This is a genomic window from Pantoea sp. YU22, assembly GCF_003970755.1.
GTDB lineage: Bacteria > Pseudomonadota > Gammaproteobacteria > Enterobacterales > Enterobacteriaceae > Pantoea > Pantoea piersonii.
Map to the genome: position 1 here is coordinate 1 of NZ_RYDU01000024.1, position 24864 is coordinate 24864.

Consider the following 24864-nt stretch of genomic DNA (forward strand, 5'->3'; position numbering starts at 1 on the left):
AACTCAGAAGTGAAACGCCGTAGCGCCGATGGTAGTGTGGGGTCTCCCCATGCGAGAGTAGGGAACTGCCAGGCATCCAAATACAGTGTGCTGATATGGCTCAGTTGGTAGAGCGCACCCTTGGTAAGGGTGAGGTCCCCAGTTCGACTCTGGGTATCAGCACCAGTTACGTAAGAGTTCGGCGAATAAAGAATTTGCCTGGCGGCTTTAGCGCGGCGGTCCCACCTGACCCCATGCCGAACTCAGAAGTGAAACGCCGTAGCGCCGATGGTAGTGTGGGGTCTCCCCATGCGAGAGTAGGGAACTGCCAGGCATCAAACAAGGAAAAGCCCTTTGCATACGCAAAGGGCTTTTTTCTTTTCTGCAATTCACCGTTTGCGCCCATAAAAAAACCCGGAACCTGTCCGGGGCGTCGATCTGTTGGCTGTCGTTAATGAATAACCTGCGATAAAAACGCACGCGTACGCTCGGACACAGGGTTTGAGAAAAAGGTCTGCGGCGGCGCCATTTCCACGATCTCGCCGCGATCCATAAAGATCACGCGATCAGCGACGGTGCGGGCAAAGCCCATCTCATGAGTAACGCACAGCATCGTCATGCCATCTTCCGCCAGCCCTATCATGGTATCCAGCACCTCTTTAACCATCTCCGGATCCAGCGCTGAGGTTGGCTCATCAAACAGCATAATTTTCGGCTTCATACAGAGCGAGCGCGCGATCGCCACGCGCTGTTGCTGTCCACCGGAGAGCTGCCCCGGAAACTTATGCGCATGTTCTGCAATTCGCACGCGCTGCAGATAATGCATCGCCAGCTCTTCAGCCTCTTTTTTCGCTGTCTTGCGCACCCAGATGGGGGCCAGAGTACAGTTCTGTAAAACGGTCAGATGTGGGAAAAGATTAAAATGCTGAAACACCATACCGACTTCAGTCCGTACGCGCTCAATATTACGCACATCATCATTAAGATGGATGCCGTCGACCACGATACGTCCTTGCTGATGCTCTTCCAGATGGTTGATACAGCGAATCGTCGTGGACTTACCGGAACCGGAAGGACCGCATAGTACGATGCGTTCTCGCGGTTTCACCTGCAGGTTAATGTCTTTCAGAACATGAAACTGCCCGTACCACTTATTCACGTTCTCGAGCGAAATCATTAAAGCTGAATCGTGATGCAAATTTTGTGTCATGGAAAACCTCAGTGCGATTTACGCCCGGTGTGAAAGCGCTTCTCCAGATGCTGGCTATAGCGCGACATGCTAAAACAGAAAATCCAGTAGACCAGCGCGGCAAAAACATAGCCTTCCGTCGACATGCCCAGCCAGGCAGGATCGACAGTGGCCTGCTGCACGCTGCTGAAAAGGTCGAACAGACCGATGATGATCACCAGGCTGGTATCCTTAAACAGCGCAATAATGGTGTTCACCAGGCCAGGAATAGTGAGCTTCAACGCCTGCGGTAAAATCACCAGCATCTGGGTTTTCCAGTAGCCAAGCGCCAGCGATTCCGCCGCCTCATACTGGCCTTTCGGCAACGCCTGTAAGCCGCCACGTACCACTTCGGCCACGTAGGCCGACTGGAACAGAATCACCCCAACCAGCGCGCGCACCAGCTTATCGATACTGGTTCCTTCCGACATAAACAGCGGCAGCATGACCGATGACATAAACAGCACGGTAATCAGCGGCACGCCGCGCCAGAACTCAATGAATATGATCGATAACGTTCGCACTACCGGCATCCGCGAGCGGCGTCCCAGCGCCAGCAGAATACCCAGCGGCAATGCGCCGGCGATCCCGACGGCGGCGATAATCAGCGTTAATGTCAGTCCGCCCCACTGGCGTGTTTCGACATGCTCCAGCCCCAGAAGGCCGCCAGACATCAGCACCCAGACGGTGAGAGGATAAAACACCGCCCAGCAGGCAATGTAGCGGCCGCGATGCGGCAGAGATTTCATAAACATTGGGATAAGAGAGGCTACGCCTGCTATCAGCGCCAGATTAATACGCCAGCGCAGCTCGTGCGGATAGAGTCCATACATAAACTGGCCGAAACGCGCATGGATAAATACCCAGCATGCGCCCTCTTTGGTGCAGTCGGCACGCGTCTCACCCACCCAGTTCGCCTGGAACACCAGCCACTCCAGCGCGGGCGGGATCACCTGCCACATCAGCCAGAGGCAAAACAACGTCAGCAGCGTATTGAACCAGCTGGAAAAGAGATTTTTACGCGCCCAGCCCCAGGCGCGTCTCAGCGGCGACGTAGCGACCGGCGAGGTTTCGTGTGTGGTAACAGACATCGTCATCCCGTTCTCTTAGCGCTCAACCAGCGCAATTTTGCGGTTATAGATATTCATCAGCAGTGAAATCACCAGGCTAATCACCAGATAGACGCCCATGGTGATGGCAATGGTTTCGATCGCCTGGCCGGTCTGGTTCAGCACCGTACCGGCAAACAGCGACACCATATCGGGATAGCCGATGGCCGCGGCCAGCGAGGAGTTTTTCACGATGTTGAGATACTGGCTGGTAAGCGGCGGAATAATAACGCGCATCGCCTGCGGGATAATGACCTGGCGCAGCGTTACCGGATTAGGCAGCCCCAGCGAGCGAGCGGCTTCCTGCTGGCCGTGCGGCACGGACTGGATGCCGGCGCGGATCACCTCAGCGATAAACGAGGAGGTATAGACAGAAAGCGCCAGGGTAAGCGCCGCCAGCTCAGGGATCATCACGAAGCCGCCGCGGAAGTTAAAACCGTGCAGCGTCGGCAGGTCCCAGTGCGTGGCCGCGCCAAAACCCAGATGCGCCACAGCAGGAAACAGCACCAGCATAGCGATAGCCGCAGGCCAGGTACGGCGCAGCTGGCCGGTCTTGAGCTGATACCGGCGGTGATAGCGGAACAGCGCATAGCTGCCTGCGGCCGCCAGCGCCAGCGCGATGATAAACGGCCAGGAGCCGGGCGCATATTGCGGGCAGGGGACGTAGAGGCCGCGATTGCTGATAAAGGCGAGATCGAACGCGCTTAACGCCTGACGCGGGCCGGGAAGGTTACGTAATACCGCGAAGTACCAGAAGAAGATCTGCAGCAGCGGCGGAATATTGCGGAACGTTTCGATATAGATAGTTGAAAGCTTGCGCAACAGCCAGTTATCCGACAGACGCGCCAGGCCAATAAAAAAACCCAGCAGCGAAGCGAAAACGATGCAGAGCGCAGAAACCAGCAGGGTGTTGGTCAGGCCAACCAGGAAGACGCGCGCGTAGGTATCGCCTTCGGTGTAGTCGATCAGATGCTGAATGATGCCGAAACCGGCGCTGCGTTCAAGAAAGCCAAATCCGGACGTGATGCCGCGGCTGGCAAGGTTGATTATCGTGTTGTGGATCAGATAACCCACCACGGCCACTACCGCGACGACGGCGATAATCTGGTAAAGCCAGGCGCGAACCGCGGGATTACCGAATGAAATGTCCCTTTTCACGCTTGGGCGTTGTGACATGTTGAAACCTCAGAGACAAAACGCAGGCAGGACGCCGCGCGGCGCGGCGTCCCGTTAACATCGTTGATTAGCGGACCGGCGGGGCGTACTGAATGCCGCCCTGATTCCACAGCGCATTCTGACCGCGCGCGATCTTCAGCGCGCTATCTTTGCCCACGTTGCGGTCGAAGACTTCCTGGTAGTTGCCGACCTGCTTAATGATGTTATAAGCCCACTTGTTGTCGAGCTTCAGGTCTTTGCCAAAGTCGCCTTCCGCGCCCAGCAGGTGTGCCATATCCGGCGTGGTTGGCTTAGCCGTCATCTGGTCGACGTTCTTCGAGTTGATGCCCATCTCTTCAGCGTTCAGCATGGCGTAGAGCGACCACTTAACAATGGTGAACCAGTCATCGTCGCCGCGACGTACGACCGGGCCCAGCGGTTCTTTCGAGATGACTTCCGGCAGAACGATAAAATCATCCGGCTTGCCGAGTTTGATGCGCAGCGCATAGAGCTGAGACTGATCGGAAGCCAGGGTATCGCAGCGGCCGCTGTCCAGCGCTTTGGCGGATTCATCAGAGCGGTCGAAAGTCACCGGGGTATATTGCATCTTGTTGGCTTTGAAAAAGTCAGCCACGTTAAGTTCCGTATCGGTGCCCGCCTGAATACAGACGGTCGCGCCGTCCAGCTCTTTCGCGCTCTTCAGGCCTGCTTTCTGGTGAGTCAAAAAGCCGATGCCGTCATAGTAGTTCACGCCGGCGAACAGAAAGCCCATTCCGCCGTCGCGCGACGAGGTCCAGGTAGTGTTGCGTGACAGGATGTCTACTTCGCCTGACTGCAGTGCGGTGAAACGCTCTTTCGCGGTCAGCGGTGTATATTTCACCTTACTGGCGTCGCCGAAAACAGCGGCCGCGGCCGCGCGGCAAACGTCGACGTCAATGCCGGAGAATTTGCCGCTGGCGTCGGCGTAGGAGAAGCCCGGCAGCCCATCGCTGATACCGCACTGAACAAAACCTTTCTTCTTAATTGCATCCAGCGTGGTGCCGGCGTGCGCCTGCTGAGTTACCGCGAAGAGCGCAGCGGCGGCGACCAGCGTAGAGAGCATCATCTTTTTCATAAAGCATCCTGTGTGGCGTAATTATTTTGTTATGTTTGATGCGCACTCTTCAGCGCGCTATTACCTGTCTGTGGCGGTCAGCCACGCATAGCTCTGCAAAGCTGGTGCCAGGTTTGCAGAAACTCGAGTGGGCTTGAGAGATCTCTTATTAATCTGAAGTAGTGGGAGAGCAGCGCTACTATCGCGCACCAAAAGGAAGCAAAGCGAGTCGCCTCGATCACAATTAGTGCAAATAGTTTCACTATATGGAAGCAATGTGAGCCAAAGCTCAGGACAGAATGTAAGCCAGAAACACGTTACGTTTTTCGCGAACGCAGATCACTGGGCTGGCGTCAGCGCTGGCGTGGCGGCAAAGGAGGCCGGAGAAAAAGCAGGCTATCGGAGAAATAAGAGGGAATAAATACGCGGGTAATTTTCACTGGCGCGATTGCAACTAAGGTTACCATCCTGCGGCATTTGTTTCACCGCTTCAGGCGCTACCGCAAAACCTGTACCAATAAAAACGCCAGCACTCAGGCTGGCGTCATTTACCGCATCAACTAAAAATCAGTTCATGCCGTATTTTTTCAGTTTCTTACGCAGAGTACCACGGTTGATACCCATCATCAGCGCAGCACGGGTCTGGTTGCCACGGGTATACTGCATCACCATGTCCAACAGTGGCTGCTCGACTTCAGCCAGTACCAGCTCATAGAGGTCATTAACATCCTGACCGTTCAGTTGAGCAAAATAGTTCTTCAGTGCCTGTTTAACCGAATCACGCAGTGGCTTTTGCGTCACCTGATCCTGTGAGTTAACGGTAGAAACGGTCAGTACGTCAGAATTTACGCGTTGTTCGAACATAGTTCTTTCAGCTCTTTATTTCGTTTACGCAAGATTTTCGAAGTATGCCTCCAACGCCTCCAGCTGTTCGCTGGCATCCTCTATGGCGTTGAATGTGCGCCGAAACTGGTCATTAGGGGCATGCTCCTGCAAATACCAGGAGACGTGCTTTCGCGCTATACGGTATCCCTTGCCTGGACCATAAAAGTCGTGCAGCTCACGTATATGCGTAACGAGCATACGCTTCACCTCTGCCAGCGGCAGCGGCGCAAGCAGCTCCCCAGTGTCCAGATAATGCTGGATTTCCCGGAAGATCCACGGTCTTCCCTGAGCCGCGCGGCCTATCATCAGGGCATCCGCCCCCGTATAGTCAAGCACGGCTCTGGCTTTATGCGGGTCAGTTATGTCGCCATTCGCGATAACGGGAATGGTGACACTCTGCTTAACTGTCCGAATGCTGTCGTATTCAGCTTCCCCGTTGAACAGGCAGGCACGAGTGCGTCCATGTATCGTCAGGGCCTGAACGCCACAGCGTTCAGCCAATTGGGCAATCTCTACACAGTTACGGTTTTCCGGATCCCAGCCGGTGCGAATCTTCAGCGTAACGGGCACATCCACTGCGTTAACCACGGCGGTGAGAATAGACTTCACCAGCTCGGGATACTGCAGCAGCGCTGAGCCTGCCATCTTACGATTCACTTTCTTGGCCGGGCAGCCCATGTTGATATCGATGATCTGCGCGCCAGACGCCACATTAATGCGCGCGGCGGCGGCCATATCATCAGGATCGCAACCTGCAATCTGCACGGCGCGAACGCCGGGCTCGTCACTGTGCACCATACGCAAACGGGATTTGTCACTCGCCCAGACTTCAGGGTTGGATGACAGCATCTCGGAGACCGCCATACCGGCGCCGTTCTCAAAACAGAGGGTGCGGAATGGCTTATCGGTGATCCCGGCCATCGGCGCAGCAATGAGTCGATTACGAAGCTGGTAGTGTCCAATGCGCATGAAGAAGAAGTGACCGTAACTGTTCGCAAGGCGGCGTATATTACGCATTTTTTACCGAAGATGAAAGGCCAAACTTTGAACAATTCGCCGTAAATAATGGAAGAAAGCAGGTCAAACAGCGGCCAATTTTTTAATTTTCATTAAAATTCAATGCATTAAAAAAATACGCTGAAATTGTGAACAAAAATTTTTCTTAAACCATGCCGTAAATCACAACATAAAAAGCGCCACATCAGGTAATTAACCAGAGATATGACGCCCAGATGGCGCTTTATTGCGCTAACATCGTTGCGGCCTGAACGTAATTACCTCGCTTTATACCGTCATGTCGCGTGCTCCGCCTGATAGCAGGCCAGCGGCAACTGGCCTGTCAGCCCGCTTAACGACGTACGCCGGTAATGCGGCACCACTCCTCTTTTTCCGCCACCGGATCGAGAGTGAAACGATCGGCATAGGCCTCGCAAACCCCATCCGCCTGGCTGGCCAGCACGCCTGATAGCCCCAGATGTCCGCCTGTTTTCGGCAGTACGCTAATCAGCGGCGCCAGCTCGCGCAGCGGACCGGCAAGAATGTTGGCGACCACTACGTCAGCCTGCAGGTTCTCCGGCTGCTGGTGCGGCAGATAGAGCGACAGACGATCGGCGACGCCGTTGCGTTCCGCATTATCGCGGCTCGCCTGGATCGCCTGCGGATCGATATCGATGCCAATCGCCTGCGCTGCGCCCAGCTTCAGCGCCGCAATTGCCAGAATGCCGGATCCGCAGCCGAAATCGATCACCGTTTTACCCGCCAGATCCAGCCCGTCCAGCCAGCTCAGACAGAGGGAGGTCGTCGGATGGGTACCGGTGCCGAACGCCAGGCCCGGATCGAGCATGACGTTAACGGCGTCAGGATCCGGCACGTCACGCCAGCTTGGGCAGATCCACAGCCGCTCGCCGAAGCGCATAGGATGGAAATTATCCATCCATTCGCGCTCCCAGTCTTTATCTTCGATCTGTTCGATCTTATGGCGGAAGCCGGATCCCAGCAGCGGATGCTGGCTCAGCTCCGCCACTACATCATCCATGTCCGTTTCTGCGTCAAAGAGGCCGATGACATCGGTATCGCCCCACAGGCGGGTTTCGCCAGGAAGCGGCTCATAGACCGGGTTATCGTGCGTATCCTGAAAGGTCACGGAGACTGCGCCGCTCTCCATCAGGGCATCGCTGAGCGTTTCGGCGTGTTCGCCGGTGCTGTTAATTTTGATTTGAATCCATGGCATAGCGTTTCTCTTTATTCCAGCGCAGCATCAGGCGCGCGGCCAAACAGATTACCGACCAGAAAAGCCAGCAGGCTTAAGGTCAATGACGGAACGATAGGGTGGAAGCCACCCCATTGAATATTCAGGCTGGCAAGCAGCGTGTAACTTCCCGCGCCCACCAGCATACCGGAAATGGCGCCCGCGGCATTGGCGCGCGACCAGTAAAGGCCGAGCACCAGCGGCCAGAGAAAGACGGCCTCCAGACCGCCGAAGGCGAGCAGGTTAAGCCAGATAATCATATCCGGCGGATTCCATGCCGCCAGCAGCAGCAGCGCGCCTAGCACAAAGGTGATGGTGCCGGACAACATACGCAGACGCTTTTCGTTTGCGCTCTGGCGCGGCGCGATGCGCAAATAGAGATCTTTGATCAGCGTAGCGGAGGCCTGCAGCAGCTGCGCGTTGATCGTCGACATGATCGCTGCCATCGGCGCGGCGAGAAACACGCCCGCGGCCATCGGTGGCAGAACGGTAATCATCAGCGTCGGGATCACACGATCGGGAATTGCCAGATCCGGCAGGATCGCCCGGCCGAGCGCGCCGGCCAGATGCATACCGAGCATGAGCACGACGACTACGATCGTGCCGAGGATAATGCCCCGATGCATCGCTTTGCTGTCTTTATAGGAGATACAGCGCACGGCGGTATGCGGCAGGCCAATCACGCCGAAACAGACCAGCACCGCGAAGGAGCTGAGAAAGGTCGGATTGATCACGTTGCCGACGCCTTCCGGCGTGACCAGCTGCGGATCGATAGCGCGCAGTTTATCTACCGCGGTGCCGAGCCCGCCCGCCTGATGGATCACGGCGAACAGCAGCAGAAAGGTGCCGACCAGCATCACCAGGCCCTGCATGGCGTCGTTGAGCACGCTGGCGCGAAAGCCGCCGAAGGCGGTATAGAGCGCGATGGTGCCGCCGAAAATCAGCAGGCCGGTATCGTAAGGAATACCGGCGGCGGTCTCCAGCAGACGCGCGCCGCCAATAAACTGCACCGTCATCGCGCCGATAAAGGCCACCAGCAGGCTAACGCTCGCCAGCCAGATCAGCAGCGTGCTGCGGTAGCGGGCGTAAAGCATATCGTTCAGCGTCACCGCGTTATAGCGGCGCGCCAGAATAGCGAACTTTTTCCCTAACACGCCGAGCGACAGCCAGACCGCCGGCACCTGGATCATCGCCAGCAATACCCAGCCGAGACCATATTTATAGGCCGCGCCGGGACCGCCGATAAAAGAGCTGGCGCTGATATAGGTGGTGGTAATGGTCATCGCCAGGACGAAACCGCCCATGGATCGGCTGCCAAGAAAGTATTCAGTGAGAAAATTGCCCTGACGCTGTTTGCGCATGGCAAAAACCGACAGCCCGGCGATCAGCACCAGGTAAGCCAGCAGTGGAAGAATGATTTCATTTTCCATCGTTATCCTCCAGCGGCATATCGCGGAATACCAGACGTACCATCAGCCAGCACAACACGATAAACAGCAGCGGGGCAAAAACGCAGGAGAGTTCAAACCAGCGCGGCAGGCCGGTGACGCCGGTTTCATCGCCACCCAGCCACGCAGAGAGGCCCCAGACGGCCAGATAGGCCAGCGTCAGGTAAAGCGCCCAGCGCGCCTCTTTATTCGCTTGCAGAAAACGCCAGTCCATTATGCAACCTCTACGGCGACAAAAATGAAAAAGGCCGGTATCACCGGCCTCGCTATTAGTCAGCGCTGTGCTTACTTATCGTACAGGCCGAGTTTCTTCTCCAGATAGTGGATGTTGGTGCCACCCTGCTGGAAGTATTCGTCGGACATGATGCGCATCTGCAGCTCAATGTTGGTCTTGATGCCGTCGATGATCAGCTCAGCCAGCGCGTTTTTCATGCGGGCAATCGCCACGTCGCGGGTTTCGCCATAGCAGATCAGCTTGCCGATCATGGAGTCATAGTACGGCGGCACGCTGTAGCCGGCGTAAATATGCGATTCCCAGCGGACGCCAAAGCCGCCCGGCGCGTGGAAACGGGTGATTTTGCCCGGGCTCGGCAGGAAGGTGTTCGGATCTTCCGCGTTGATACGGCACTCGACCGCATGGCCGCGGATCACCACATCTTCCTGCTTGATTGAGAGCGGCTGACCGGCAGCGATACGCAGCTGCTCTTTAATCAGATCCACGCCGGTGATCATCTCGGTAACCGGATGCTCAACCTGAATACGGGTGTTCATCTCGATAAAGTAGAACTCACCGTTTTCATACAGGAACTCGAAGGTGCCTGCGCCGCGGTAGCCGATTTCGATACAGGCGTTAGAGCAGCGTTCGCCGATATAGCGACGCAGTTCCGGCGTAATGCCCGGCGCTGGTGCTTCTTCGACCACTTTCTGGTGGCGACGCTGCATAGAGCAGTCGCGCTCAGCCAGATAGATGGCGTTGCCCTGGCCGTCGGCCAGCACCTGAATCTCGATATGACGCGGATTCTCGAGATACTTCTCCATGTACACCATGTCGTTGCTGAAGGCCGCTTTGGCTTCCGCTTTCGTCATGTTGATGGACTGCTCGAGCTCTTTGTCGCTGCGCACGACGCGCATACCGCGACCGCCGCCGCCGCCAGACGCCTTGATGATGACCGGATAACCGATACGCTTAGCGATAGCGCGGTTTTTCTCCATGTCGTCACCCAGCGAACCGTCGGAACCGGGTACGGTCGGTACGCCCGCTTTCTTCATCGCGTTAATGGCGGAAACTTTGTCACCCATCAGGCGAATGGTGTCCGCTTTCGGGCCGATAAAGATAAAGCCGGAACGCTCAACCTGCTCGGCAAAATCGGCGTTCTCAGAAAGGAAGCCGTAGCCGGGATGGATGGCGACCGCGCCGGTGATCTCGGCGGCGGAGATCAGGGCAGGGATGTTGAGGTAGCTTTTCACTGACTGAGCGGGGCCGATGCAGACGGTTTCGTCCGCCAGCAGCACATGCTTCAGATCGCGATCTGCAGTGGAGTGCACCGCCACGGTCTTGATGCCCAGCTCTTTACAGGCGCGGAGAATACGCAGCGCGATTTCACCGCGGTTAGCAATGACAATTTTATCCAGCATGGTTCGCCTCGTTATTCGATGACGACCAGCGGCTCGTCAAATTCAACCGGCTGGCCGCTTTCGACCAGAATGGCTTTTACGATGCCAGATTTGTCGGCTTCGATCTGGTTCATCATCTTCATCGCTTCAACGATGCAGAGCGTGTCGCCGGCGTTGACTTTCTGACCGATTTCAACAAAAGCTTTCGCATCCGGGCTTGGGGTGCGATAGAAGGTACCGACCATCGGCGAGCGTACGATATGGCCGCTGATTTCAGCAGGTTTGGCGGACTCAACTACCGGCGCTGCGATCGGCGCAACGGCAGTGGCCAGCGCAGGCTGCGGAGCCGGCGCGGCGAAAGCCTGCTGCATGACAGGGTAACCCACATTGGCAGGTGCACGGCTGATACGAACGGACTCTTCGCCCTCAGAAATTTCCAGCTCAGCAATGCCGGATTCTTCAACCAGTTCGATCAGTTTTTTAATTTTACGAATATCCATGAGTGTGGTTCCGTACTCTGTTTAATTGGAGTGAGACAGGCGTTTTACTGCCGTTTGTAAAGCCCATGAGTAGCCGTCGGCGCCTAAACCGCAAATGACACCGGCGGATACGTCAGAAAGATAGGAGTGGTGGCGGAAAGGTTCACGCGCGTGCACGTTAGAGAGGTGCACCTCGATAAAAGGAATGCTTACCGCCAGAAGGGCATCGCGCAATGCTACGCTGGTGTGCGTAAATGCAGCGGGATTAATAATGATGTAATCCACATTGCCTCTGGCCTCATGAATGCGATCGATCAGCTGATATTCCGCATTAGACTGCAAATGGCTCAGTTCCACATCAAGCTGGCTCGCCTGCGCTGTCAAATCGCTGACGATCTGCTGCAGCGTGGTGCGCCCATACTTTTCCGGCTCGCGGGTTCCCAGCAGGTTAAGGTTGGGACCATTCAAAAGCAGAATGTGAAATTTATGCGCCATCTTGCTGCCATCTCCCGCAATCATTGAGGCATCGCGTAAAATACCTTGCTATCTTCCGTTTGTCACCCGTCGCGCCCAAAAAGGCGACACCGCGCGCAACAAAGCCGGGCATTATATCCGTTTCGGGGCAATTCGCAGCAAAATACTGGTCTTATCTGCGAAGTTGATCCAGCGTGGCCCGAAGGCCACACCTTTTATCAGAAATGATGGGGAGAAGACAACTTAGCGCGGCAGCCAGTGACGAAACTTTTTGTAACGCCACGCTAACAACACCAGCGCCGCCAGCGCGTAGAGCAACGGCTGCGGCGAGAGAACCTTCACCGACCAGAGATAGTGAATGGGAGCGAGGATCGCCGCCAGATAGATAAAATTATGCAGCGTTTGCCAGCGGCGGCCGAGTTTGCGCTGGGCGCGCTGGAAGGAGGTCACCGTCAGCGCCAGCAGAATCAGCCAGGTCAGAATGCCCAGGGTGAGATAGGGGCGCGAAACCAGCTCGCGGCCCAGCAGCCCCAGGTTATCGACGCCCAGCTCCAGCAGGTAGTAACTCAGCAGATGGAGAGAAGCCCAGACAAAGGTCCAGACGCCAAGCAGGCGGCGAGTGCGAATCAGCAGCGGCTGCTTCATATAGCGCGTCAGCGGCGAGACCAGCAGCGTGCCCAGCAGCAGCTTCAACGCCATTCTGCCGGTGAAGTGCTGAATATCCTTCGCCGGATCTGCGCTCAGCCACCCCTGGCTCGCCGCTATAAAGAGGTAAGCCAGCGGCAAAAAAGCCGCCAGATGCAGGACCGCCTTCAGCCAGACGATCTGTTTCAGCGTCAGGCGCACTCAGTAGTTCTCCCGCAGATCCAGCCCGCGATAGAGCGAGGCGACTTCATCGGCGTAGCCGTTAAACAGCAGCGTCGGCTGACGCTTAACGCTGAGGGTGCCGCCCGGTCCGATAAAGCGTTCGGTCGCCTGTGACCAGCGCGGATGGTCGACGTGTGGGTTAACATTGGCGTAAAAGCCATATTCGTTTGCCGCGATCTGGCTCCAGGTCGTCGGTGGGCGATCGCGCGTCAGGGTGATTTTGACGATCGACTTAATACCTTTAAAACCATATTTCCACGGCACGGTCAGGCGAATCGGCGCACCATTCTGCGGCGGCAGCGCTTTGCCGTACACGCCGGTGCTGAGCAGGGTCAGCGGATGCATCGCCTCATCCAGGCGCAAACCTTCCACATAGGGATAGTCCAGTCCGCCGCCGATAAAGCGGTCTTTCTGGCCCGGCATCTGATCGGGCGCATAGAGGGTCTGAAAGGCGACGAAGCGCGCATTGCTGTTGGGCTCCGCCAGCTTCAGCAGCTTATTGAGTTCGAAACCGACCCAGGGTACCACCATCGACCAGGCCTCCACACAGCGCATACGGTAGATGCGCTGCTCCATGGCGAACTTTTTGAAAATATCATCCATGTTCAGCGTGATCGGCTTCGCCACTTCGCCGTCGATCGTCAGCTGCCAGGGATCGGTTTTCAGCGTGCCGGCGTTGGCGGCCGGATCGGCCTTATCAAGCCCGAACTCGTAGAAGTTGTTATAGCCGGCGACTTTATCTTCCGGCGTCAGCGTCAGGTTCGCCTGATATTTCTCCGGCTTGCTGAAATCCAGCGCGCGGCCGGCCGGCGCGGCGGGGCGATCGTTACCTTTAAACCAGCTCAGCACGTCCGCCTGCGCTACGCCAGGCATGCTCAGCGCGGCGGCACTCAGGCCGAGGGTTTTCAGCACCTGGCGCCGCCGCATATTAAAGACGCTTTCCGGCGTAACGTCGGCTTCAGTCAGATATTTTGTGGGTTTCATCGCTCACCTCCCGGCTCGAATATGCTTTTCAGCATGATGACTATTGCCGATCGGCGCGACTTTCGCCGCTAAAATATGAAATTTCCTGGGCCGGCTCGCCGATGAGAATGCGCCGAAAAGGTGAACGACGAAGAATAACCGTTGTCTGGTACGGATATACTTGCTCATCTTACGCAGCGGCGCTGCCGCATAGCGAAATTTGTGCTATTTTGCTCGCGCTTGCGTCAGGCGCGGCGCAGGGCGGGCAAACGGGTCATTACCGCAGCGAACAGGCACAGGGATGCGAATAACCACGAAACTATCTGCGTTTATCACCTCTTTAAGCTTACTGGCCATGTTTCTAATGCTGGTGGGCTGCGCTTTTAGCGTTTACTGGCTAACGCACCAGCGTGTTGAAGAACGTGTACAAACGCTGGCGACCGAAGTGGATCAGGCGCTGCTGACGCAGCCCACTGACGCACTGCGCAGCTGGATGCTGCACACCATGACGGTAATTAATGCCGAACGGGTCGAGCTGCGCAACGGCAGGGAGGTCACGTTCAGGCTTAACCGGCATGAAAACCCGATGCTGGAAGATGAAACCAACCGTTTTATTCAGTTTGACGTGCCGCTGCTGCATCAGCAGGGCGTCACGCTGCGCGTCGTCGTGCTCGATCCTGCCCGAACCTGGTTCCAGTCCTTTACCGGCGTCTATACCCTCGCGGCCATTCTCTTTGTGGTGCTGGTGATGAGCCTGCTGCTGTTTATGATGCACTGCTGGCTCAACCGGCAGTGGCGCGGCATGGAACGACTGGAAAAGCGCGCCGAGGCGATTCTGGCGGGCGAACGAACGCAGCTGCGCAAGGGCGACGTCGATGAATGGCCGCCGCGCGCCAGCAGCGCTATCGATCTGCTGCTGAACGATCTCCAGGAGGCGGGCGAGCAGCGGCTGCGCATCGACACGCTGATCCGCGCCTTCGCCGCGCAGGACAGCCGCACCGGCCTGAATAATCGGCTTTTTTTCGATAACCAGCTGGCGACGCTGCTGGAGGATCAGGAAGATGTCGGCACGCACGGCGTGGTAATGATGGTGCGCCTGCCCGATCTCGATATGCTCAATGAAACCCTGGGCACGACGCTGGTGGATGAGTATCTCTACGATCTGGTCAATATGCTCTCTACGTTTGTGCTGCGCTATCCCGGCGCGCTGCTGGCTCGCTACTTTCGCAGCGATTTTGCGGTGTTGCTGCCGCATCGCAGCCTGAAAGAGGCCAACGGCATCGCGGACCAGCTGATCAATGCGGTCGATTCGCTGCCGCCGATGCGCATGGTGAACCGCGACGATCTGATCCATATCGGCATCAGCGCCTGGCACAGCGGTCAGAGCGTGTCGCAGGTCATGGATAACGTAGAAATGGCGACGCGGCGCGCGGCGCTGCTGGGCGGCAACAACTGGTCCAACGGCGAAGGCAATCCGCTGGACGCCGGGCGCGGCAGCGTGCGCTGGCGAACGCTGCTGGAAAATACCCTGAGCCGTGGCGGCCCGCGTCTCTATCAGAAACCGGCGGTGCTACTGGACGGCAGTGTACATCACCGCGAGCTGCTGATGCGTATCTTCGACGGCGATAAAGAGGTGCTGGCGGCTGAGTTTATGCCGCTGGTGCTGCAGTTCGGCATGGCGGACGGCTGGGATCGCCAGCTGGTCACGCGTATCGCCGCCTTATCTGATGTCTGGCCTGACGAAACGCTGGCGCTGCCGATTAATATCGACTCGCTGCTGCAGCGTCCTTTTATCAACTGGCTGCAGAATATGCTGTTGCAGTGTACGAAAGGGCAAAGAAAACGATTTTTATTTGAACTTGCTGAGGCAGATGTTTGTCAACACATCAACCGCTTAGCGCCAGTATTCCGCGCGCTGCAGGCGTTTGGCTGTCGTATCGCTGTCGATCAGGCCGGTTTAACCGTGGTGAGTAGCGCCTATATCAGGCAATTCCCCATCGATTTGATCAAGCTCGATCCCGGCCTGGTGCGCAATATCGATCGGCGTACCGAAAACCAGCTGTTTGTGCAGAGCCTGCTGGAAGTGTGCAAATCCGCCCAGACGCAGGTTTTCGCGACGGGCGTGCGGACGCACGCTGAATGGCAGACGCTTATCGGCCTGGGCGTATCGGGCGGGCAGGGCGATCTTTTTGCGCCGTCGCTGCCGGTAAACAGTAATGTGAAAAAGTATTCACAACGCTATCATATTTAGCCCGTTCCGAGGGCGGCCGTCTAAAGCAGGCTTTTGCCGACAGGCAGCGGCGGCGGCATCGCCAACATCCTGTAGCGGAAATGTTAGATTTTATGTCGAACGAGCGCGCCAGAACAGGCGCAGAAAGCGGGTAAAACGGGTGAATAGCGCTGTTTTACTCCCGTTAATTCTCGCTGACGATCGTATTAAGTCAAAATGGTCTATTTTTTCACCGAAGCAGAACGTTTTTGCGCCTTGTGGCGGCTTCGCGTGGTTGGTAAAGTAAGCGGATTTTATTTTCCGCCCCCAGCTTGCAGGATTATCCTTTAGATATGTTTAAAAAATTTCGTGGCATGTTTTCCAATGACTTGTCCATTGACCTGGGTACCGCGAATACCCTGATTTATGTAAAAGGACAAGGCATCGTGCTGAACGAGCCTTCCGTGGTTGCCATTCGCCAGGACCGTGCCGGGTCCCCAAAGAGCGTGGCGGCCGTTGGCCATGATGCAAAACAGATGCTCGGCCGTACGCCAGGTAATATTGCAGCGATTCGCCCGATGAAGGATGGCGTGATCGCGGATTTTTTCGTTACTGAAAAAATGCTGCAGCACTTTATCAAACAGGTGCACAGCAACAGCTTTATGCGTCCGAGCCCGCGCGTGCTGGTATGCGTGCCGGTCGGCGCGACTCAGGTAGAGCGTCGTGCTATTCGTGAATCCGCGCAGGGTGCGGGCGCGCGCGAAGTCTTTCTGATTGAAGAGCCGATGGCGGCAGCAATCGGTGCTGGCCTGCCGGTTTCAGAGGCGACCGGCTCAATGGTCGTCGATATCGGCGGCGGTACCACCGAAGTGGCGGTCATCTCCCTGAACGGCGTGGTTTACTCCTCGTCGGTCCGTATCGGCGGCGACCGCTTCGACGAAGCCATTATTAATTATGTGCGTCGTAACTATGGCTCGCTGATTGGCGAAGCGACGGCGGAGCGTATCAAGCATGAGATCGGCTCAGCCTATCCGGGCGACGAAGTACGCGAAATCGAAGTACGCGGTCGTAACCTTGCGGAAGGGGTGCCGCGCGGCTTTACGCTGAACTCAAATGAAATTCTTGAAGCGCTGCAGGAGCCGCTGACCGGCATCGTGAGCGCAGTAATGGTCGCGCTGGAGCAATGCCCGCCGGAACTGGCGTCGGATATCTCCGAACGCGGCATGGTGCTGACCGGCGGCGGCGCGCTGCTGCGCAACCTGGATCGTCTGCTGATGGAAGAGACCGGTATTCCGGTGGTCGTCGCAGAAGATCCGCTGACCTGCGTGGCGCGCGGTGGCGGTAAAGCGCTGGAAATGATCGACATGCATGGCGGCGATTTGTTCAGCGAAGAATAATCGCCTCAATCGGCTGAGACCTGAATCGAAATGCGCAGGGAGTCGCGTGGAAGCTAACGCCGTGTGCGTTAGCGTCAGACGTCCAGCCCAGGGAAGTACGGCGATGGCCGTACTTCCTTACCTGTTGTCGAGGAACACGCAGAATATATGAAGCCGATTTTTAGCAGGGGACCTTCCCTGCAGTTGCGCCTGTTTTTGGCGGTGATAGTAGCCATCGCGATAATCGTCGCCGACAGCCGCCTGGGGTCGTTTACCCAAATTCGCAACTATCTGGACACATCGGTCAGCCCGTTTTATTTCCTGGCCAACGGCCCGCGACAGATTCTTGACGGCATTTCCGGTTCGCTGGCGTCACGTCAGCAGCTTGAGCTGGAAAATAAAGCCCTGCGCCGCGAGCTTTTCCTGAAAAACAGCGACCTGCTGATGCTGGGGCAATATAAGCAGGAAAACGCGCGCCTGCGCGAACTGCTGGGCTCGCCGCTGCGTCAGGATGAGCACAAGATGGTGACGCAGGTGATCTCCACCGGCACCGATCCCTACACTGATCAAGTAGTTATCGACAAAGGCAGCGTTAACGGTGTCTACGAAGGCCAGCCGGTCATTAGTGACAAAGGTGTGGTTGGTCAGGTGATCGCTGTCGGCCAGGTGACCAGTCGCGTTCTGCTGATTTGCGATGCGTCGCACGCGCTGCCGATTCAGGTGCTGCGCAACGACATTCGCGTCATCGCGGCAGGTAACGGCTGTACCGAAGATCTGCAGCTGGAGCATCTGCCGGGCAATACCGATATTCGCGTCGGCGATATGCTGGTGACGTCCGGGCTGGGCGGTCGTTTCCCGGAAGGTTATCCGGTCGCGGTTGTCTCTTCCGTGAAGGTGGATACGCAGCGGGCTTATACCGTGATTCAGGCGCGGCCAACCGCCGGTCTGCAACGCCTGCGCTATCTGCTGCTGCTGTGGGGCGCGGACAAGAACGGCGATATGCCGATGGCGCCGGATGAAGTCCATCGCGTCGCTAACGAGCGCCTGATGCAAATGATGCCGCAGGTGTTGCCGCCAGCGGGCGAGATGGGCCCGCCTGCGCCATCCGCGCAAATGGGACCGCCTGCGCCGACCAGCAGCGGCAACGGCGCGCAAAGCGCGCCTGCGAACGGGCACGGAGGCCAGCCTTGAGTCGTTACCGCAGCCAGGGGCGTTGGGTCATCTGGCTGTCCTTTCTTGCCGCTCTCGTATTGCAGATTATGCCGTGGCCGGAACAGCTCTATATATTCCGGCCCTCATGGATCCTGCTTATCCTGGTCTACTGGGTGCTGGCGCTGCCGCACCGCGTCAACGTCGGCACCGGCTTTGTGCTGGGCGGCGTAATGGATCTGATTGCCGGGTCCACCCTTGGCGTGCGCGCGCTGGCGCTCAGCATCATCGCTTACCTGGTCGCTTTTAAATTCCAGCTTTTCCGCAACTTAGCGTTGTGGCAGCAGGCTTTAATGGTTATGGTGCTGTCACTGGCGGTGGACGTGATTGTCTTTTGGGCGGAATTTTTGGTGATCAACGTTTCATTCAGGCCTGAAATTTTCTGGAGCAGCGTTATCGACGGGATTCTCTGGCCCTGGCTATTCTTATTGATGAGAAAGATTCGTCGTCAGTTCGCTGTTCAGTAAGGAATTTTATGCTATCCCTCTATCTGGCTTCCGGTTCACCGCGTCGACGTGAGCTGCTGACGCAGCTTGGCCTGCAGTTTGAACGTCTCCATACCGATGTTGAAGAGCAACGCCGTCCTGATGAAGCGGCGGAAAACTATGTGCGCCGTCTGGCAAATGACAAAGCGCGCGCTGGCGTCGCCGTGGCGGAGCAGGACCTGCCGGTGCTGGGCGCGGATACTATCGTCGTGCTCAACGGCGACGTGCTGGAAAAACCGCGCGACGCCGCGGATGCCGCCGCAATGCTGACGCGTCTGTCCGGTCAGACGCATCAGGTGATGACCGCCGTTGCGCTTGCCGATCGCGAACGCTCGCTCGACTGCCTGGTGACGACGGATGTCACGTTTCGACTGTTAAGCGCGGCGGACATCGCCGCCTATATCGCGACTGGTGAGTCGATGGATAAAGCCGGGGCATACGGAATTCAGGGCATGGGTGGAAACTTTGTCCGCAAAATTAATGGAAGCTATCACGCGGTTGTCGGATTGCCGTTGGTTGAGACAGGCGAGTTATTCAGCCATTTTCAGTCACTGCGTGCCGTAAGGGGATAACATGACGGCTGAATTACTGGTCAACGTCACGCCTTCCGAGACGCGCGTTGCCTATATTGACGGCGGCATTTTGCAGGAAATCCATATCGAGCGCGAAGCGCGGCGCGGTATTGTCGGTAATATCTACAAAGGACGCGTCAGTCGCGTGCTGCCCGGCATGCAGGCGGCCTTTGTCGATATCGGTCTGGAGAAAGCCGCTTTTTTGCACGCCTCCGATATTATGCCGCACACCGAGTGCGTGGCTGGCGATGAAAAGAAAAACTTTATCGTGCGCGATATCGCCGAACTGGTGCGCCAGGGTCAGGATCTGATGGTGCAGGTGGTCAAAGATCCGCTCGGCACCAAAGGCGCGCGTCTCACCACCGACATTACGCTGCCGTCGCGCTATCTGGTATTTATGCCTGGCGCTTCGCACGTCGGCGTCTCCCAGCGTATTGAGAGCGAAAGCGAGCGCGAGCGCCTGAAAGCGGTAGTGGCGGATTACTGCGACGATCTTGGCGGCTTTATTATCCGCACCGCGGCGGAAGGCATCGGCGAAGAGGAGCTGGCGCAGGACGCCGCTTTCCTGAAACGGCTCTGGACCAAAGTCACCGAGCGTAAAAAACGCAACCAGACCCGCTGCCTGCTCTATGGCGAACTGGCGCTGGCGCAGCGCATCCTGCGCGATTTCGCCGGCGCGGCGCTGGATCGCATCCGCGTCGATTCACGCCTCACCTGCGAACTGCTGGTGGAGTTTACGCGTGAATACATTCCAGAAATGGCCGACAAGCTGGAGCTTTACGCCGGCAAACAGCCGATCTTCGATCTCTTTGATGTTGAGAATGAGATACAGCGCTCGCTGGACCGCAAGGTAGAGCTTAAATCAGGCGGTTACCTCATCATCGATCAGACCGAAGCGATGACCACTATCGACATCAACACCGGCGCCTTTGTCGGGCACCGCAATCTGGATGAAACGATATTCAATACCAACGTCGAGGCGACGCAGGCGATTGCGCGCCAGCTGCGACTGCGCAACCTCGGCGGCATTATCATCATCGACTTTATCGATATGAGTAATGAAGAGCACCGGCGCCGCGTGTTGCACTCGCTGGAGTCGGCGCTGAGTAAAGATCGGGTCAAAACCGGCATCCACGGCTTTTCGGCGCTCGGGCTGGTGGAGATGACGCGCAAGCGCACGCGCGAAAGCATCGAGCATGTGCTGTGCGAGGATTGCCCGGTCTGCAAAGGGCGCGGCACGCTGAAAACCGTAGAGACGGTCTGCTACGAAATCATGCGTGAAATCGTCCGTGTCCATCACGCCTATGATGCCGATCGTTTCCTGGTTTATGTTTCTCCTGCGGTCGGCGAAGCGTTGAAAAGCGAGGAGTCGCACGCGCTGGCAGAGGTGGAAATTTTCGTCGGCAAACAGGTCAAGGTACATATCGAACCGCTCTATACCCAGGAGCAATTCGACGTTGTGATGATGTAATCCCGCGCGTTCGGGCGTAATCGCTCGCCGCCGGGCTAAAAATGCGGCCTTGCTTAGGTTAAAATGCGCATTCATACCGATAATTGTCTGGCGACGGTTGAGTATGAAGATAACCATCCGTCAAACACGGAAGACAAGGAGAGGTGTGTGAGGCAGTTGCCGAGGATTTTGTTACTGCTGGTTGCGACCGCAATTGTGATTGTGGCGCTGCTGGTCAGCGGGCTGCGTCTGGTCATGCCGCACCTCGACAGCTACCGCAGCGAGATTCTGGCGACGGTGTCGCGCGCCATCGGCGTCAGCGTCACGGGCGAAGAGGTGCGCGGTCGATGGGAAACCTTCGGTCCGACGCTCCAGATCCGCGACCTGCGCGTTGATATGCAGGAGAACGGCAAGCTCGATATCGCCCGCGTTACGCTGGCGCTGGATGTCTGGCAGTCGCTGCTTCACTGGCGCTGGCAGTTTCGCGATCTCACCTTCTGGCAGCTGCGTCTCGACAGCAACCGTCCGCTTTTTTCCAGCGATGAAAAGAAAAACAGTTTCAAACCCGGACGCATCAACGAACTCTTTCTGCGTCAGTTTGACCACTTCGACCTGCGCGACAGCTCTATCTTTTTCCGCACCCCTTCTGGCCAGCGCGCCGAACTGGCGATTCCCAAACTTACCTGGCTGAACGAAAAAAACCGTCATCGCGCAGAAGGCGAGGTGAGTCTTTCCAGTTTTACCGGCCAGCACGGCGTGGTGCAGGTGCGGCTCGATCTTAACGACAACGAAGGTTTGCTCAACGACGGACGCATCTGGATGCAGGCGGACGACGTCGACGTGCGGCCATGGCTGGGACGCTGGATGCGTGACAACACGCGACTCGACAGCGCGCGCTTCAGCCTGGCGGCCTGGATCAACCTGCGCGACGGCGATCTCTACGCGGGCGATCTGCTGTTGCGCGAAGGCGGCGCTAACTGGCAGGGCGAGGATGGTTCGCATCATCTGCAGGTAGATGGCCTGACCGCGCATCTCTCGCGCTATCAGAACGGCTGGATGGTTAACGTGCCGCAAACGCGTCTCAGCACCGACGGCCAGGCCTGGCCTGCGGGCCACTTTGCGCTGCTCTGGACGCCGCAGGATAAACAGCTGCTCGGTCCCGACCATCAGGGCGAAGTGCGCGTCAGGGCGACGCAGCTGGCGCTGAACCGCATTGCGCCGCTGGTGCCGCTCTTCGCGCCGCTGTCGCCGTCGCTGTTTGAAAACTGGCGCGCGCTCCAGCCGCAGGGCACCGTGGAAGGGCTGGCGCTGGACATTCCTTTGCAGCAGCCGGATCAGACGCGCATGCAGGTAAAGTGGCGCGATTTCCGCTGGCAACCCTGGCAGCTGCTGCCAGGCGTCAGCAACCTCAGCGGCGAAGCGCGCGGCAGCCTCAGCAACGGCCAACTGAACGTTGAGATGGGTCGCACTGATGTGCCCTATAGCGCCATGTTCAATGCGCCGCTGGAGATCCATCAGCTGCACGGCTCGCTGAGCTGGCTACGCGATGGCAACGGATTAACGCTTGATGGCCGCAATCTTGATGTGCAGGCGCGTTCGCTCTGGGCGCGCGGCGATTTTCGCTATCAGCAAAACCTCGGGCGCGAGCCGCGCCTCGATATTCTCGCTGGCATCCGCGTTACCAACGCGGGGGACGCCTGGCGCTACTTCCCGCAGCCGTTAATGGGCAAGGCGCTGACGCACTATCTGAGCGGCGCGATTAAAGGCGGTCAGGTTGATAACGCCACGCTGCTGTTTGCCGGCAATCCAAAGCTGTTCCCGTTCCGCCATAACGACGGCATGTTTCAGGTATGGGTGCCGCTGCGTCAGGCGACCTATGCATTTCAACCCAACTGGCCTGACGTGACGCAGCTGGATATCGATCTCAACTTCATCAACGACGGGCTATGGATGAAGGCGCCTCACTTCAGGCTGAGCGATGTGGATGTCAGCAACTTCAGCGCGGTCATCCCGGATTACCTGAAAGAGAAGCTGCTTATCGACGGCGATATCAGCGGCGATGGCGATGAGATCGGACATTATTTCCAGGATACGCCGCTGAAAGCGTCGCTGGGCGCGGCGCTGGAACAGCTGCAGATTAAGGGAAAAACGCAGGGACACCTGAAGCTTGATATTCCGCTCGACGGCGAGCTGGTGCACGCCAGCGGCAATGTGGATCTCAACAACAACGGGCTGCACATCAAGCCGCTCGGTACTACTTTAGAGAACCTGACCGGGCGTTTCCGCTTCAATAACGGCAATCTGGATAGCGACAGGCTTCAGGCGAACTGGTTCGGTCAGCCGGTCAACGTCAGCTTTAGCACTAAAGAGAATCCGCAAGACTTCGGCATTAACATCAAACTCGACGGCGACTGGCAACCGGCGAAATTGTCGAAAGTGCCTGCGCAGATCGCCAGTCAGCTTAGCGGACATCTGCCGTGGCAGGGAGACGTTAACATCACGCTGCCGCATCAGGGTGGCGCGCGATATGACATCAACCTCAAAGGCGACGCGAAAGAAGTAAGCAGTCGCTTACCTGCACCGCTTGATAAAGCGAGCGGCGCAGCGATGCCTGTCGAAGTTAACGCCAGCGGCGATCTGAAACAGTTCGAACTCAGCGGCAGCGTGGCGCATCGCCATCGTTTCAACAGCCGCTGGATACTGGAGCCGCAGCTGCGTGTCGATCGCGGTATCTGGCTTAACGATACGCGCAGCAAACCTGCGCTGCCCGATCGCGCCGGCATGGTGTTGAATCTGCCGGCGCTGGACGGAGAAGCCTGGGCAGGACTGATGATGGCGGGTGGTGCCGGTAACGGACGCGGCGCGAACGAGATGGGCGGCGTCGCCTTACCGGGCGACTTCACCTTGCGCAGCCCGGCGGTCACGCTGGCGGGGCAGCAGTGGCATGACGTGGACGCTACCCTTGAGCAAGGTGTCAACGGCAACAGCAGCGTCGCTATCAAAGGGCGCGAAATTCGCGGCACGCTGGCGATGGCGCAAAACGCCGCGTGGCGCGTGGCGCTCGACTATCTTTACTACAACCCCGAATGGCAAAACGGCGACAGCAGCAGCGCGGAGCGGCAGCAGCAGGCCAGTAAAATTGATTTCAGTCGCTGGCCAGCGCTGCAGTTAAGCTGCGCCGAGTGCTGGCTGCGCGGACAGAAATTTGGACGAATTCAGGCGCAGGTCGCGCCGAAAGGTGATACGTTAGCGCTTACTAACGGGCTGGTCGATACGGGCAGCTCGCGTCTTAACGTCTCCGGCGAATGGGTCAACAGCCCCAACGCCCCGCGCACTTCGCTGAAAGGCACGCTGAGCGGCAGCAATATCAACAATGCCACCAACTGGTTTGGGGTCAACACACCGCTGCGCGACGCCTCGTTCAGGGTCGATTACGATCTACACTGGCGCTCGGCACCGTGGCAGCCTTCGGAAGAGACGATGAGCGGCACGCTTAAAACCCATTTCGGCAAAGGACAGATTGCCGACGTCAATACCGGGACGGCGGGACAGCTGCTGCGTCTGATGAGCTTCGATGCGCTGCTGCGTAAGCTGCGTTTCGATTTTAGCGATACCTTTAATAATGACGGCTTCTATTTCGACTCCATCAATGGCACCGCGTGGATTGAAAATGGCGTGATGCGCACAGATAACCTGCTGGTGGATGGCCTGGAAGCGGATATCGCTATGCAGGGCAAGGTAGATTTAGTGAAGCGCAATATCGATATGGAAGCGGTCGTCGCGCCGGAGATCTCCGCCTCTGTAGGCGTAGCGACTGCCTTCGCCATCAATCCGGTTGTGGGCGCGGCGGTATTCGCGGCCAGCAAAGTGCTGGGGCCGCTGTGGAATAAAATCTCACTGCTGCGTTACCACATCGACGGCCCGCTGGATAAGCCGCAAATTAATGAAGTACTGCGCAAACCACGCGAAGAAGAGAAGAAGTGAATTTGACGCCGTCCGGGAATTGCCGCAGGCTAGTAAA

General features: G+C 57.4%; 21 protein-coding genes, 1 tRNA gene and 1 rRNA gene. 9 read left to right on the forward strand and 14 right to left on the reverse strand.

The annotated features are described in order from the left end of the window. Positions 1–89 precede the first annotated feature (89 nt). Positions 90–165 (forward strand) — tRNA-Thr (locus EKL29_RS20950). 32 nt (positions 166–197) lie between these two features. After that, a 5S ribosomal RNA gene (gene rrf, locus EKL29_RS20955) occupies positions 198–313 on the forward strand. Between the two features lie 117 nt (positions 314–430). Here rrf and EKL29_RS20960 read toward each other — a convergent pair. The 14 genes from EKL29_RS20960 to msrP form a co-directional block, all read right to left on the reverse strand. Further along, positions 431–1189, reverse strand: coding sequence for an amino acid ABC transporter ATP-binding protein (locus EKL29_RS20960; RefSeq protein ID WP_120455095.1), 759 nt, complete (start codon positions 1187–1189; stop codon positions 431–433). Positions 1190–1197: 8 nt separating this feature from the next. Beyond that, the gene (locus tag EKL29_RS20965) at positions 1198–2298 is read right to left on the reverse strand and encodes an amino acid ABC transporter permease (RefSeq protein WP_126690603.1); all 1101 of its coding nucleotides are present in this window, start codon (positions 2296–2298) and stop codon (positions 1198–1200) included. 15 nt (positions 2299–2313) lie between these two features. Further along, positions 2314–3492: an amino acid ABC transporter permease gene (locus EKL29_RS20970; protein WP_126690604.1), complete on the reverse strand. Its 1179-nt coding sequence runs from the start codon at positions 3490–3492 to the stop codon at positions 2314–2316. Between the two features lie 67 nt (positions 3493–3559). Continuing rightward, positions 3560–4585, reverse strand: coding sequence for an amino acid ABC transporter substrate-binding protein (locus EKL29_RS20975; protein WP_120455090.1), 1026 nt, complete (start codon positions 4583–4585; stop codon positions 3560–3562). Positions 4586–5131: 546 nt separating this feature from the next. Beyond that, on the reverse strand, positions 5132–5428 hold the full coding sequence (gene fis / locus EKL29_RS20980) for a DNA-binding transcriptional regulator Fis (protein ID WP_000462905.1): 297 nt from the start codon (positions 5426–5428) through the stop codon (positions 5132–5134). A 24-nt stretch (positions 5429–5452) separates the two neighbouring features. Then, positions 5453–6418, reverse strand: a complete 966-nt coding sequence (dusB, locus tag EKL29_RS20985; RefSeq protein WP_126690611.1) for a tRNA dihydrouridine synthase DusB — start codon at positions 6416–6418, stop codon at positions 5453–5455. A 379-nt stretch (positions 6419–6797) separates the two neighbouring features. Continuing rightward, complete coding sequence (prmA, locus tag EKL29_RS20990; protein WP_126690605.1) at positions 6798–7679, reverse strand: 50S ribosomal protein L11 methyltransferase; 882 nt, start codon at positions 7677–7679, stop codon at positions 6798–6800. A gap of 11 nt (positions 7680–7690) precedes the next feature. After that, positions 7691–9127 (reverse strand): sodium/pantothenate symporter, encoded by a 1437-nt coding sequence (gene panF, locus EKL29_RS20995; protein WP_120455083.1) that lies wholly within the window; start codon positions 9125–9127, stop codon positions 7691–7693. Then, entirely contained in the window at positions 9117–9359 is a 243-nt protein-coding gene (locus EKL29_RS21000; protein WP_103794461.1) for a YhdT family protein, read from the reverse strand. Before EKL29_RS21000 ends, panF begins: the two co-directional genes overlap by 11 nt. Positions 9360–9430: 71 nt before the next feature. Further along, positions 9431–10780, reverse strand: a complete 1350-nt coding sequence (gene accC, locus EKL29_RS21005; protein ID WP_120455081.1) for an acetyl-CoA carboxylase biotin carboxylase subunit — start codon at positions 10778–10780, stop codon at positions 9431–9433. 11 nt (positions 10781–10791) lie between these two features. Then, positions 10792–11259: an acetyl-CoA carboxylase biotin carboxyl carrier protein gene (gene accB, locus EKL29_RS21010; protein WP_120455079.1), complete on the reverse strand. Its 468-nt coding sequence runs from the start codon at positions 11257–11259 to the stop codon at positions 10792–10794. Between the two features lie 21 nt (positions 11260–11280). Further along, on the reverse strand, positions 11281–11733 hold the full coding sequence (gene aroQ / locus EKL29_RS21015) for a type II 3-dehydroquinate dehydratase (RefSeq protein WP_120455129.1): 453 nt from the start codon (positions 11731–11733) through the stop codon (positions 11281–11283). 222 nt (positions 11734–11955) lie between these two features. After that, positions 11956–12558: a protein-methionine-sulfoxide reductase heme-binding subunit MsrQ gene (msrQ, locus tag EKL29_RS21020; protein ID WP_120455078.1), complete on the reverse strand. Its 603-nt coding sequence runs from the start codon at positions 12556–12558 to the stop codon at positions 11956–11958. Beyond that, a complete protein-coding gene (msrP, locus tag EKL29_RS21025) occupies positions 12559–13563 on the reverse strand; it encodes a protein-methionine-sulfoxide reductase catalytic subunit MsrP (protein WP_120455076.1) in 1005 nt (334 codons plus the stop codon). A 280-nt stretch (positions 13564–13843) separates the two neighbouring features. On the opposite strand from msrP, the gene csrD reads away from it, so the two are divergent. The 7 genes from csrD (at position 13844) to yhdP (ending at position 24827) form a co-directional block, all read left to right on the forward strand. Further along, positions 13844–15793 carry an RNase E specificity factor CsrD gene (gene csrD / locus EKL29_RS21030; protein ID WP_120455075.1) on the forward strand — a complete coding sequence of 650 codons (1950 nt, stop codon included), beginning with the start codon at positions 13844–13846 and terminating at the stop codon, positions 15791–15793. A 311-nt stretch (positions 15794–16104) separates the two neighbouring features. Next, positions 16105–17148 (forward strand): rod shape-determining protein MreB, encoded by a 1044-nt coding sequence (gene mreB / locus EKL29_RS21035; protein ID WP_003855260.1) that lies wholly within the window; start codon positions 16105–16107, stop codon positions 17146–17148. Between the two features lie 147 nt (positions 17149–17295). Continuing rightward, on the forward strand, positions 17296–18318 hold the full coding sequence (gene mreC / locus EKL29_RS21040) for a rod shape-determining protein MreC (protein WP_120455073.1): 1023 nt from the start codon (positions 17296–17298) through the stop codon (positions 18316–18318). Continuing rightward, positions 18315–18803 (forward strand): rod shape-determining protein MreD, encoded by a 489-nt coding sequence (mreD, locus tag EKL29_RS21045; protein ID WP_120455071.1) that lies wholly within the window; start codon positions 18315–18317, stop codon positions 18801–18803. The genes mreC and mreD overlap by 4 nt, the downstream gene beginning before the upstream one ends. Positions 18804–18811: 8 nt before the next feature. Beyond that, the gene (locus tag EKL29_RS21050) at positions 18812–19393 is read left to right on the forward strand and encodes a nucleoside triphosphate pyrophosphatase (RefSeq protein WP_126690606.1); all 582 of its coding nucleotides are present in this window, start codon (positions 18812–18814) and stop codon (positions 19391–19393) included. Position 19394: 1 nt separating this feature from the next. Then, entirely contained in the window at positions 19395–20864 is a 1470-nt protein-coding gene (rng, locus tag EKL29_RS21055; RefSeq protein WP_120455068.1) for a ribonuclease G, read from the forward strand. A gap of 147 nt (positions 20865–21011) precedes the next feature. Beyond that, positions 21012–24827, forward strand: a complete 3816-nt coding sequence (yhdP, locus tag EKL29_RS21060; RefSeq protein ID WP_126690607.1) for an AsmA2 domain-containing protein YhdP — start codon at positions 21012–21014, stop codon at positions 24825–24827. The last annotated feature ends 37 nt before the right edge of the window (positions 24828–24864 follow it).

Bases quoted from the DNA above. Each gene is read 5' to 3' on its own strand.
- mreB (WP_003855260.1), top strand. From the start codon at position 16,105: ATGTTTAAAAAATTTCGTGGCATGTTTTCCAATGACTTGTCCATTGAC.
- EKL29_RS20960 (WP_120455095.1), bottom strand. From the start codon at position 1,189: ATGACACAAAATTTGCATCACGATTCAGCTTTAATGATTTCGCTCGAG.
- EKL29_RS20965 (WP_126690603.1), bottom strand. From the start codon at position 2,298: ATGTCTGTTACCACACACGAAACCTCGCCGGTCGCTACGTCGCCGCTG.
- csrD (WP_120455075.1), top strand. From the start codon at position 13,844: ATGCGAATAACCACGAAACTATCTGCGTTTATCACCTCTTTAAGCTTA.
- accC (WP_120455081.1), bottom strand. From the start codon at position 10,780: ATGCTGGATAAAATTGTCATTGCTAACCGCGGTGAAATCGCGCTGCGT.
- EKL29_RS20975 (WP_120455090.1), bottom strand. From the start codon at position 4,585: ATGAAAAAGATGATGCTCTCTACGCTGGTCGCCGCCGCTGCGCTCTTC.
- EKL29_RS20970 (WP_126690604.1), bottom strand. From the start codon at position 3,492: ATGTCACAACGCCCAAGCGTGAAAAGGGACATTTCATTCGGTAATCCC.
- fis (WP_000462905.1), bottom strand. From the start codon at position 5,428: ATGTTCGAACAACGCGTAAATTCTGACGTACTGACCGTTTCTACCGTT.
- msrP (WP_120455076.1), bottom strand. From the start codon at position 13,563: ATGAAACCCACAAAATATCTGACTGAAGCCGACGTTACGCCGGAAAGC.
- rng (WP_120455068.1), top strand. From the start codon at position 19,395: ATGACGGCTGAATTACTGGTCAACGTCACGCCTTCCGAGACGCGCGTT.
- EKL29_RS21050 (WP_126690606.1), top strand. From the start codon at position 18,812: ATGCTATCCCTCTATCTGGCTTCCGGTTCACCGCGTCGACGTGAGCTG.
- EKL29_RS21000 (WP_103794461.1), bottom strand. From the start codon at position 9,359: ATGGACTGGCGTTTTCTGCAAGCGAATAAAGAGGCGCGCTGGGCGCTT.
- prmA (WP_126690605.1), bottom strand. From the start codon at position 7,679: ATGCCATGGATTCAAATCAAAATTAACAGCACCGGCGAACACGCCGAA.
- dusB (WP_126690611.1), bottom strand. From the start codon at position 6,418: ATGCGCATTGGACACTACCAGCTTCGTAATCGACTCATTGCTGCGCCG.
- mreC (WP_120455073.1), top strand. From the start codon at position 17,296: ATGAAGCCGATTTTTAGCAGGGGACCTTCCCTGCAGTTGCGCCTGTTT.
- accB (WP_120455079.1), bottom strand. From the start codon at position 11,259: ATGGATATTCGTAAAATTAAAAAACTGATCGAACTGGTTGAAGAATCC.
- panF (WP_120455083.1), bottom strand. From the start codon at position 9,127: ATGGAAAATGAAATCATTCTTCCACTGCTGGCTTACCTGGTGCTGATC.
- aroQ (WP_120455129.1), bottom strand. From the start codon at position 11,733: ATGGCGCATAAATTTCACATTCTGCTTTTGAATGGTCCCAACCTTAAC.